The sequence below is a fragment of the Streptomyces sp. NPDC030862 genome, from assembly GCF_055571835.1.
The window spans coordinates 412,563-422,723 of record NZ_JBVIEN010000008.1 but is presented as its reverse complement, the minus strand read 5'-3'; the positions used below and the strand labels follow the sequence as shown (position 1 = coordinate 422,723).

Annotated in this window: 13 protein-coding genes; 4 read left to right on the top strand and 9 right to left on the bottom strand. The window is 70.8% G+C overall.

Annotated features, from left to right (window positions below):
* Nucleotides 1–293: 293 nt before the first annotated feature.
* Entirely contained in the window at nucleotides 294–935 is a 642-nt protein-coding gene (locus ACZ42X_RS23555) for a DNA-3-methyladenine glycosylase (RefSeq protein ID WP_468293372.1), read from the bottom strand.
* Between the two features lie 88 nt (nucleotides 936–1,023).
* Between ACZ42X_RS23555 and ACZ42X_RS23550 the strand changes: the two genes are divergently transcribed.
* From ACZ42X_RS23550 to ACZ42X_RS23540, 3 genes are all read left to right on the top strand, one after another.
* Nucleotides 1,024–1,806, top strand: a complete 783-nt coding sequence (locus ACZ42X_RS23550; RefSeq protein ID WP_361415100.1) for a sporulation protein — start codon at nucleotides 1,024–1,026, stop codon at nucleotides 1,804–1,806.
* A gap of 65 nt (nucleotides 1,807–1,871) precedes the next feature.
* Nucleotides 1,872–2,411, top strand: a complete 540-nt coding sequence (locus tag ACZ42X_RS23545; protein ID WP_468293368.1) for a YbhB/YbcL family Raf kinase inhibitor-like protein — start codon at nucleotides 1,872–1,874, stop codon at nucleotides 2,409–2,411.
* Nucleotides 2,412–2,554: 143 nt separating this feature from the next.
* Entirely contained in the window at nucleotides 2,555–3,067 is a 513-nt protein-coding gene (locus tag ACZ42X_RS23540; protein WP_361415096.1) for an HNH endonuclease, read from the top strand.
* A 44-nt stretch (nucleotides 3,068–3,111) separates the two neighbouring features.
* Here the strand turns inward: ACZ42X_RS23540 and ACZ42X_RS23535 are convergent, their stop codons facing one another.
* From ACZ42X_RS23535 to ACZ42X_RS23515, 5 genes are all read right to left on the bottom strand, one after another.
* Nucleotides 3,112–3,300, bottom strand: coding sequence for a DUF1272 domain-containing protein (locus tag ACZ42X_RS23535; RefSeq protein WP_468293363.1), 189 nt, complete (start codon nucleotides 3,298–3,300; stop codon nucleotides 3,112–3,114).
* Between the two features lie 4 nt (nucleotides 3,301–3,304).
* Nucleotides 3,305–4,078: a sulfite exporter TauE/SafE family protein gene (locus tag ACZ42X_RS23530; protein WP_468293360.1), complete on the bottom strand. Its 774-nt coding sequence runs from the start codon at nucleotides 4,076–4,078 to the stop codon at nucleotides 3,305–3,307.
* Between the two features lie 67 nt (nucleotides 4,079–4,145).
* On the bottom strand, nucleotides 4,146–5,141 hold the full coding sequence (locus ACZ42X_RS23525; RefSeq protein ID WP_468293357.1) for an SPFH domain-containing protein: 996 nt from the start codon (nucleotides 5,139–5,141) through the stop codon (nucleotides 4,146–4,148).
* 171 nt (nucleotides 5,142–5,312) lie between these two features.
* A complete protein-coding gene (locus tag ACZ42X_RS23520; protein ID WP_468293354.1) occupies nucleotides 5,313–5,741 on the bottom strand; it encodes an NfeD family protein in 429 nt (142 codons plus the stop codon).
* Nucleotides 5,742–5,827: 86 nt separating this feature from the next.
* Entirely contained in the window at nucleotides 5,828–6,619 is a 792-nt protein-coding gene (locus tag ACZ42X_RS23515) for an ABC transporter ATP-binding protein (protein ID WP_468293351.1), read from the bottom strand.
* Nucleotides 6,620–6,784: 165 nt separating this feature from the next.
* Here ACZ42X_RS23515 and ACZ42X_RS23510 point away from each other — a divergent pair, with 165 nt between their 5' ends.
* Nucleotides 6,785–7,573, top strand: a complete 789-nt coding sequence (locus ACZ42X_RS23510) for a hypothetical protein (RefSeq protein ID WP_468293348.1) — start codon at nucleotides 6,785–6,787, stop codon at nucleotides 7,571–7,573.
* A gap of 285 nt (nucleotides 7,574–7,858) precedes the next feature.
* Here ACZ42X_RS23510 and ACZ42X_RS23505 read toward each other — a convergent pair whose 3' ends face one another.
* From ACZ42X_RS23505 to ACZ42X_RS23495, 3 genes are all read right to left on the bottom strand, one after another.
* Nucleotides 7,859–8,104 carry a chaplin gene (locus ACZ42X_RS23505; protein ID WP_361415082.1) on the bottom strand — a complete coding sequence of 82 codons (246 nt, stop codon included), beginning with the start codon at nucleotides 8,102–8,104 and terminating at the stop codon, nucleotides 7,859–7,861.
* A gap of 142 nt (nucleotides 8,105–8,246) precedes the next feature.
* Nucleotides 8,247–8,909: a response regulator gene (locus ACZ42X_RS23500; protein ID WP_468293344.1), complete on the bottom strand. Its 663-nt coding sequence runs from the start codon at nucleotides 8,907–8,909 to the stop codon at nucleotides 8,247–8,249.
* Nucleotides 8,902–10,068 (bottom strand): GAF domain-containing sensor histidine kinase, encoded by a 1,167-nt coding sequence (locus ACZ42X_RS23495; RefSeq protein ID WP_361415078.1) that lies wholly within the window; start codon nucleotides 10,066–10,068, stop codon nucleotides 8,902–8,904. The genes ACZ42X_RS23500 and ACZ42X_RS23495 overlap by 8 nt, the downstream gene beginning before the upstream one ends.
* Nucleotides 10,069–10,161: the final 93 nt, after the last annotated feature.

The window sequence follows — 10,161 nt, the reverse complement described above, 5'->3', positions numbered from 1 at the left end:
CTTTCGTGTTTCCAACCTTACCAGATTCTTTTTCCGTTCCGTTTCCGGTTCGGATTCAGTTTCCAGTGGCCGTTGGAGGGCCTTTGCCTTTCGGCGCTCCATCACTTTAGACCATTTCCTTGGCGACTCATAATCGAGCCGCTGGAATGAATTCCGGCATGCCAGAACTCGAACCCATTTGGGAGACGATCTTCGGTGGTGGATGGCTGCGTCCAGGAGGCACAGATGGCACGCCCTGCTCTCGCAGCTCGGTAGACATTAGGCGCTTGCGTGGCGCAAGTCAAGCCCCCCTCTCAACCCCTCCTCCGACGCGGAACGTGGGCGCGGTACGGGCTCACTGTGGGGTCGCCGTCGATCCAGAAGCGCCAGGGGTGGGTGGCGCCGTCGCCGCTCACTCCGGTGCGGGGGCCCGTGCTGACCTGGTCGGCGGGTGTGGGGGTGCCGGTCAGTACGGAGAGGGGCGACTCGGGGCCGGCGCAGGCGTCGGTGCCGTCGAGGGTGCGGTCGACGTCCAGGGCGGTGGCAAGACGGGCGGGGCCTTTGGCCAGTTCTCGATCGTTCCGGGCCGTGGCGCGGCGCTTCCGGGCCAGCTCGTGACCGGTCTGGATCTCTCCGGCGCGGAGGAGGACACCGCCGGCGTGGCCTTCGGGGCCGCACACCAGGTTCAGGCAGTGCCACATGCCGTAGGTGAAGTAGACGTACGCGTGACCGGGCGGGCCGAACATGACCGCGTTGCGCGCGGTGCGGCCCCGGAAGGCGTGGGAGCCGGGGTCGGCCTCGCCCGCGTACGCCTCGACCTCGGTGAGGCGGAGCTCGATGGGTCCGTCGTCCGTCATGCGTACAAGGACGCGACCGAGGAGGTCCGGTGCGACCTCCAGAACGGGTCGGTCGAAGAAGGTGCGCGGGAGCGGCGTACGGTCGGGGCTCTCGGTCATGTCGTACGAGCGTAATGGGGGACGGGCTACGGTCGTGGCGCGTTTCCGTCGCGTACGGGAAGAAGCAGAAGGACGAGAAGGAGCGAACATGGGGTTCAAGAAGCTGCTCGCGAGCCTGGGTGCGGGGGGTGCGTCCGTCGAGACGGTGCTCACCGAGGCGAACGTCGTGCCGGGCGGGGTCGTCCAGGGCGAGGTGCGGATCCAGGGCGGCACGGTGGACCAGCGGATCGAGGCCCTGTCGGTCGGTCTGCAGGCGCGCGTCGAGGTCGAGGGCGGCGACCAGGAGGTCAAGCAGGACATCGAGTTCACGAAGGTGCGGCTGGGCGGGGCCTTCGAGGTCAAGGCCGGGGCGGTGCACGTGGTGCCGTTCGGGCTGGACATCCCGTGGGAGACGCCGGTCACGATGATCGCCGGGCAGCACCTGCACGGGATGGACATCGGCGTGACGACCGAGCTGGAGATCGCGCGGGCCGTGGACTCGGGCGACCTGGACCCGATCAACGTCCACCCGCTGCCGGCGCAGCAGGCGATCCTCGACGCCTTCATCCAGCTGGGCTTCCGCTTCAAGAACGCGGACATGGAGCGCGGGCACATCCGCGGGACGCGGCAGCGGCTGCCGTTCTACCAGGAGATCGAGTTCCTGCCGCCGCAGCAGTACCGGGGGCTGAACCAGGTCGAGCTGTCCTTCGTCGCGGACGAGCGCGAGATGGACGTGGTGCTGGAGATGGACAAGAAGCCGGGGCTGTTCAGCGAGGGCAGCGACTCGTACCGGGCGTTCAAGGTGGGGCTGAACGACTTCCGGAACACCGACTGGGTGGCGTACCTCAATCAGTGGCTCGCCGACGTCGGTGGCCGCCGCAACTGGCTCTAAGGTCGGTGCGGAAGGCTGAACGCAGAAGGCTGAAGGCTCGAACGACCGAAAGGGAGGTTCACAGCGTGGCAGAGGGGAAGAGGGCGCCGCTCCCTCACGACTTCCATCCGCCGGTGCCGTCGTTCACGGTGGTGAGCAAGGACATTGCTCCGGGTGCCGTGCTGGCGGACGCGCAGGTCTACGCCGAGGGGAACACCTCGCCGCATCTGCGGTGGGAGGGTTTCCCGGTGGAGACGAAGAGCTTCGCCGTGACGTGCTTCGACCCGGACGCGCCGACCGGGAGCGGCTTCTGGCACTGGGTGCTGTTCGACATCCCGGCGTCCGTCACCGAGCTGCCGGCGGGTGCGGGCGGTGGGGCGTTCGAGGGGCTGCCCGAGGGGGCGGTGCACGTACGGAACGACTACGGATCGCGTGACTTCGGCGGTGCGGCGCCGCCGGCCGGGGATCCGGCGCACCGGTACGTGTTCACCGTGTACGCGGTGGACCAGGAGAAGCTGGGTCCGGACGCGGACGCGTCGCCCGCGGTGGTCGGGTTCAACCTGCGGTTCCACACGCTGGCGCGGGCTCAGCTGATCGGTGAGTACGCGGCTCCCGCGGAGTCCTGACGTTCGCTCGTTGTTTGCCCGCTTCTGGTCTTGGAGAGATCAGAAGCGGGCATTTTTTATTGCGTTGTCCAACCCGGCCAGCCCGGCCAGAGTTGATCCAAGCCCGCCAGGGGGTGGGCCGGCACACGGGAGGTGGGCGAGCAATGCGGGACACGCTGGTACTGAATGCAAGCTTCGAGCCGCTGTCGACGGTGACGCTCAACCGTGCGGTGGTGCTGGTGCTGCAGGACAAGGCCGTTGTCGAGCAGTCGCATCCGCGTCTTCGTGTGCGTGCGGCGGCGGTTGAGCTGCCGGTACCACGGGTGATCCGGTTGTGCCGGTATGTCCGGGTGCCCTTCCGAAGACAGGCGCCGTGGTCGCGGCGGGGTGTGCTGGTACGGGACCAGCACAGGTGCGCGTACTGCGGGAAACGCGCGACGACCGTGGACCACGTGGTGCCGCGGGCGCAGGGTGGTGGCGACAACTGGCTGAACACGGTGGCGTCCTGCGCGGAGGACAACCACCGCAAGGCGGACCGTACGCCGGAGCAGGCGGGCATGCCGTTGCTGTTCCAGCCGTTCGTACCGTCGCCGGCGGACGCGATGCTGCTGGCGTTGGGGGTACGGGACCGCGCGGAGTTGCCGGAGTGGCTGGCGACGCAGGCCGCGGCCGCTTGAGCGAGCGCTCGGGTTCGTCCCGTTCGCCGTGCGAAGAGCCCGTCTCAGGCCGAGGCGGGCTTCGTGCGTGTCGGCCGCAGGACGAGGTCGTCGCCGCAGTTGGGGCAGATGTGGTTCATCGCCGTTGTACAGGGCTCGCAGAAGGTGCACTCGTAGCTGCAGATGTACGCGGTGCCGGTGGCGGAGACGGGTCGCTCGCAGCGTTCGCAGAGTTCGCGCATGTCCAGTGCCATGTGGTCATCCCCGGGTGGTGAGTTGGATGATCGCGACGATACCCACGGCGATGATCAGCGCGCGGAGGGCGGTCGGGGGCAGGCGGCGGCCGACCTTGGCTCCGATCTGGCCGCCGATGGTGGAGCCGACGGCGATGAGGAGGACGGCCGTCCAGTCGAAGTGGGCGACGAAGAGGAAGAACAGCGCGGCGATGGTGTTGACGACGGCCGCGAGGATGTTCTTGACGGCGTTGAGGCGCTGCAGGGTGTCGTGGAGCAGCATGCCCATGAGGGAGAGGTAGATGATGCCCTGGGCGGCGGTGAAGTAGCCGCCGTAGACGCTGGCGAGGAGCAGGCCGACGAAGAGCGCCGGGCCGCCGGCGGGATCGCCGGTGTCGTCGCCCTGGCGCTCGCGGCGTCGCTGGACGGCCCGGGAGATGCGGGGTTGCAGGATGACCAGGACGAGGGAGAGCGCCACGAGGACGGGGACGATCGTCTCGAAGGCGGTCGCAGGCAGGAGCAGCAGCAGGATGGCTCCGCAGAGTCCGCCGATGGCCGCGGCCGTGCCGAGGCGCAGGATGCGGCGGCGCTGGCCGGTGAGTTCGGCGCGGTAGCCGATGGCACCGCTGATGGAGCCAGGGATGAGGCCCAGGGCGTTGGAGACGGTGGCGGTGACGGGTGGGAGGCCGGTGGCGATCAGCACCGGGAAGGTGATGAGCGTGCCCGAGCCGACGATGGTGTTGATGGTGCCCGCGCTTATGCCGGCGGCGAATACCGCGAGCATCTCCCAGATCGTCACGCTGTGTCCTCGGCCTTCGTGCATGATCGGTGCTTGATGCACTGATCATGCACGAAGGGAGGGCGCGTCAGTCGACGGGGGGCTCTTCGCGGCGCTGCTGCGGCGGCTGCTTGGCGATGCCGGAGCCACCGTTGCCACCGCCGTTGCCGCCGTGGCCACCGTTGCCACCTGTGTTGAAGCCGGGAGTGCCGTTGCCGATGTTGCCGAAGGCACCGGAGAGGCCCTTGAGTGCGTCGCCGATCTCGCTGGGGACGATCCAGAGCTTGTTGGCGTCGCCTTCGGCGATCTTCGGGAGCATCTGGAGGTACTGGTAGGAGAGCAGCTTCTGGTCGGGATCGCCGGCATGGATGGCCTCGAACACCGTGCGGACGGCCTGGGCCTCGCCCTCGGCGCGCAGGGCCGCGGCCTTGGCCTCGCCCTCGGCGCGGAGGATGGCGGACTGCTTCTCACCCTCGGCGGTCAGGATCTGCGACTGGCGGATGCCCTCGGCGGTGAGGATGGCGGCGCGCTTGTCGCGGTCGGCGCGCATCTGCTTCTCCATCGAGTCCTGGATGGAGGTCGGGGGCTCGATGGCCTTGAGCTCGACGCGGTTGACGCGGATGCCCCACTTGCCGGTGGCTTCGTCGAGGACGCCGCGCAGGGCCGCGTTGATCTCCTCGCGCGAGGTGAGGGTCCGCTCCAGGTCCATGCCGCCGATGATGTTGCGGAGGGTGGTGACGGTGAGCTGCTCGATGGCCTGGATGTAGCTGGCGACTTCGTAGGTGGCCGCGCGGGCGTCCGTCACCTGGTAGTAGATGACGGTGTCGATGTTGACGACCAGGTTGTCCTGGGTGATCACCGGCTGGGGCGGGAAGGGGACGACCTGTTCGCGCAGGTCGATCCGGTTGCGGATCGAGTCGATGAACGGGACGACGATGTTGAGGCCCGCGTTGAGGGTGCGCGTGTAGCGGCCGAAGCGCTCCACGATGGCGGCGCTGGCCTGCGGGATGACCTGGATCGTCTTGATCAGGGCGATGAAGACGAGCACCACCAGGATGACCAGGACGATAATGACTGATGGCATCGTGTTCCCCGTGTCCTTCGCTGCCGCGGTTGCTTTCGGTGATCGAGTTTCCCAGACGGCGGGGGGTGGCGTGCGCCGTTCTGCGGGGTTGACCGGCTTCCGTCACATGTCAATGCCGCAACATGTGGATGTCGCACGCCTCGTGCGCCGTCATCCCTCGGTGACGTTCCCTCACATGACCACGGCGGTCGCTCCGTCGATCTCGGCCACGTCCACCTGCTGTCCCGGTTCGAAGACCTGGCCGGCGTCGAGGGAGCGGGCGGACCAGACCTCGCCGGCGAGCTTGATCCGGCCGCCGGTGCCGTCGACCCGTTCCAGGACGACGGCCTGACGGCCTCTCAGCGCGTCGACGTTCGAGACGTGTTCGGGCCGGCCGTCGCGGTGGCGTGCGGCGATGGGGCGTACCACCGCGATGAGCGCGACGGAGACCACGGCGAACACCACGACCTGGGCGACCACGCCCAGGCCGAGGGCCGCGGTGAGGGCTCCGGCGATCGCGCCGACGGACAGCATTCCCAATTCCGGCATCGCGGTCAGGACGAGTGGGATGCCGAGTCCCACCGCGCCGATCAGCCACCAAACCCATGCGTCGATGTCCACATCGTCATGGTAGGACCGGGGCCCGGTTCCCCGACAGGGCGCGGTGGGCGGGGGGTTGACCTACGAGACCGGCTTACGGGACCGGTCTACGAGAGGGGCAGGCCCTGGGCCGTGTAGCGCTCGCCGACGTGCTCGACGACCAGGGGGAGGCCGAAGCAGTGGGAGAGGTTGCGGGAGGTGAGCTCCATCTCCATGGGGCCGGCGGCGAGGACCTTGCCCTGACGGATCATCAGGACGTGGGTGAAGCCCGGCGGGATCTCCTCGACGTGGTGCGTGACCATCACCATGGAGGGCGCGTATGGGTCGCGGGCGAGGCGGCCCAGGCGGCGGACCAGGTCCTCGCGGCCGCCGAGGTCCAGGCCGGCGGCCGGCTCGTCGAGGAGGAGGAGCTCGGGGTCGGTCATCATGGCGCGGGCGATCAGCGTGCGCTTGCGCTCACCCTCGGAGAGGGTGCCGAACCGGCGGTCCAGGAACTCGGTCATGCCGAGGCGGTCGAGGAAGGCGCGGGCGCGCTGCTCGTCGACGGCGTCGTAGTCCTCGCGCCAGGTGGCGGTCATGCCGTACGCGGCGGTGAGGACGGTCTGCAGGACCGTCTGGCGCTTGGGCAGCTTGTCGGCCATGGCGATGCCGGCCATGCCGATGCGGGGGCGCAGCTCGAAGACGTCGACCTTGCCGAGCCGGTCGCCGAGGACGGTGGCGGTGCCGGCGCTCGGGAAGAGGTAGGTGGAGGCGACGTTGAGGAGGGTGGTCTTGCCGGCGCCGTTGGGGCCGAGGATCACCCAGCGCTCGCCCTCCTTGACCGACCAGGAGACGTCGTCCACCAGAGCACGTCCGTCGCGGACCACGGATACGTCCACCAGCTCCAGTACATCGCTCATGAGCGCGTTGTCTCCCCTATGCGGTCTGTCGGGTCTTGTGGTCGCTCGCACCTGTGGGCGCGGCTCCCAGGGGAAAACCTACGCCACCGCTGCGGCGGGGCGGTCGTTAGGGGCGGTTCGGGGCGGTGGCCCGGGGGTGCCGGGGCCAGTGCCTAGGGTGGGGGCATGCTTTCGGAACCACGTTCAGGACGGTTGGCCGCATGGGGGAACGCCCTGCTGGCCGGGTTGGTCTCGCCCGACGAGGCCGTGCTCGCGATTGTCGGGGACGACGCGGTGCACCGGGTGGAGGGGCTCCCGGGCGAGGCGGGGCCGGTCGGGCTGACGCTGGCGCTGGGGCGGCTGCGGGCACTCGGGGTGACCGGGTGGCGGGTGGCGCTGCCGGCGCCGGGGCATCCGCTGGGGCTGAGCGGGCCGCCGGAGTTCAACGCGCGGGCGCTGGAGGCGGAGGAGGCGGTGGTCGGGTACGGGGCCGGTTTCGGCCTCGTACCGGAGGTGTACGAGGCGGGGCCGGCCGGGGACGTGCACGTCGAGGTCCTGTGGCACTGCCTGCCGGTGCGGGAGGCTCCGCCGGCGGACGTGCCGTCGCTCGGAGAGGCGGAGCGGGAGCTGGCCGAGGCGCTGCGGGAGGCGACGGTGGTGCTGACGCGGCTGGACGTGGCGGCGTCGGGGCCGGTGGCGGAGGCGGCGCTGGACGCGTACCGGGCGCGCGCGGAGGTGGGGCGCGAGGTGCTGGCGCCGGGGTATCCGCCGCGGGCGGTGCGGGTGCTGGAGCTGGCGCAGCGGGTGGCGTTCCTGGTCTCGCTGGCGTACGGCAACGGGCACGGCGGCGCGGTGAGCGCGTCGGAGATGGCGGCGCGGACGGCGGCGCTGCGCCCGGTGGAACGGGTGGCGCGGCGGGCGCAGGTGGCGGCGTTCAACGCGTACGTGGAGGAGCGTGAGCGCGGGCGGGGGTGAGACGCCTGTCTCCGGGGGGTCCGGCCCCCGTCTGAGGGGCTGTGCCGGGGGCCGGGCCTCGGTGGGCGCCCAGCGGTGTGGGGCGGGGGCCTCAAGCCGGGGCGGGCGGAGGTCCGGCTAGGGGGCGGACCAAGCCGGCGCGGGGAGCCGGGCGGGAGGACCGGCAGGGGGCCGGGGCGGAGGCCCGGCACGGAGCCCGGCGGGAGGACCGGCAGGGGGCTGGGGCCGGGGTGGCATGGCGACGGCCCCCAGGTGGGGGCTGGGGGCCGTGCGGTGAGAAAGCCGTCAGTGGTTGACGGACGTGTTGCCGAAGGCCGGGTTCAGCGCGCCGATCACGTTGACGCTGTTGCCGTTGACGTTCACCGGGACGTGGACCGGGGCCTGGATCAGGTTGCCGGAGCCGACGCCGGGGGAACCGACGGCGGCGCCGTCCGCGTGCGCGCCGGAGGTGGCGGACGCGGCGCCCGCGGCGGCGGCGACCAGCCCACCGGCGAGCAGGGTCACGGTGGCGGCCTTCTTCAGGTTCTTCACTTCTGGAATCCTCCGTTGGACATCGCTGCGGAGATCACCGCAGCACGCCCTGGAGAACGGCCGCACGCCCCCCAGGTTGCGCCGAGTGGGTGACATACACACGACGGTATGAATCTCCGACTTATATGGGTGCGCTGGTTGACTAGCCCGTCAGGCCGTGGCGCACCGCCCACAGCGCCGCCTGGGTGCGGTCCGCGAGGTCCAGCTTCATGAGGATGTTCGAGACGTGGGTCTTGACCGTCTTCTCGGAGAGGACCAGCGCCCGGGCGATCTCGCGGTTGGAGCGGCCGTCGGCGATCAGCCCGAGGACCTCGCGCTCCCGCTCGGTGAGGGTGCCGCCGCGGCCCGTGCCGCCGTTGCCCTCGTCCTGGCTGAGGAGTGCTCCGGCCACCTCCTGCTGGAGGAGGACGTGGCCCGCGTGGACGGAGCGGATGGCGCCGGCCAGCGCGTCCGGGTCCACGTCCTTGTAGACGTACCCGGAGGCGCCCGCGCGCAGGGCGGGCACGACCGTGCGCTGCTCGGTGAAGCTGGTGACGATCAGCACCCTCGCCGGGTTCGCCAGCTCGCGCAGTTTGCGCAGGGCCTCGATCCCGTCCATGCCGGGCATCTTGACGTCCATGAGCACGACGTCCGGGCGCAGCTCCTCCGCGCGGGCCACGCCCTCGGCGCCGTCCGACGCCTCCCCCACGACCTCGATGTCGTCCTGGACCTCCAGGAAGGTGCGCAGTCCGCGGCGGACCACCTGGTGGTCGTCGACCAGCAGGACGCGGATGCCGGTTTTCGCTCGGGGTGCGGCCTCAGCCACCGGGGACCTCCATCTCGATCGTGGTGCCCTTGCCGGGCTCGGACTGGACCGTGAGCTTGCCGCCCACGCCGCTCGCCCGGTCCCGCATGGAGACCAGGCCCAGGTGGCGGCCCGCCCTGCGGACCGCGCGCGGTGCGAACCCCTTGCCGTTGTCGGTGACGCTGAGGAGCGCGCCCTGGCCGTGCCGGTGGAGGGAGACCTCCACCCGGTCCGCACCGGAGTGGCGCAGGGCGTTGTGCAGGGCCTCCTGGGCGACGCGGAGGACGGCCTCCTCCTGGGAGGCCGGCAGGGCGCGTATCCCCCGGGCGTCGAAGGTGACGTGCGCACTGTGGGCGCGGTCCAGGACCTGGATCTGCGTACGCAGGGTGTGGACGAGGCCGTCCTCGTCGAGCGCGGCCGGCCGCAGTTCGACGACCGCGGCGCGCAGCTCGTCCGCGGCCTCGGCGGCGAGCGCGGCGACCTGCTGGAGCTCGCCCTTGGCGCGGGCCGGGTCCCGGTCGACGAGGGCGGCCGCGGCCTGGGCCGTCAGCCGCAGGGAGAAGAGCTTCTGGCTGACGGCATCGTGCAGTTCGTGGGCGAGGCGCGAGCGCTCCTCGGCGATGGTGAGCTCGCGGCTGCGTTCGTACAGCCGGGCGTTGGTGAGGGCGATCGCGGCGTGCTGGGCGAGGATGCCGAGCAGTTCCTCGTCCTCCTCCGTGAAGCCGCAGCGCTGCTCGGCGCCGGCGGGTCTGGCGCAGCGCTTGTTCGCGAGGAACAGCGCGCCGATCGTCTCGTCGCCGTCCCGGATCGGCAGCCCCAGGAAGTCGGCCAGGTCGGGGTGGGCGTCGGGCCAGCCCTCGAAGCGGGGGTCCTTGCGCACATCGGCGAGGCGCTCGGGCTTCGCCTCGTGGAGCATCGCGGCGAGGATGCCGTGCTGGCGGGGCAGGGGGCCGATCGCCTTCCACTGCTCCTCGCTGACGCCGTCCACCACGAACTGGGCGAAGCCGCCGTGATCGTCGGGTACGCCCAGGGCCGCGTACTCGGCGTCGAGCAGCTCGCGCGCCGAGGCGACGATCGTCTTGAGGACGTCGCGCACCTCGAGGTGCCTGCTCATCGCCAGCAGGGCGGTGCTGACGGCGGCCAGGCCGGAGCGGGGTGGTCGCTCTCGTCGATCGGTCATGCGTTCACGTTACCGGCGGGGTGTGACAGTCCGTATCCGACCGGGGACGGCGGCCCCCTGGGCCCGCGGACCTAGGCCGAAGTCCCCCGCACG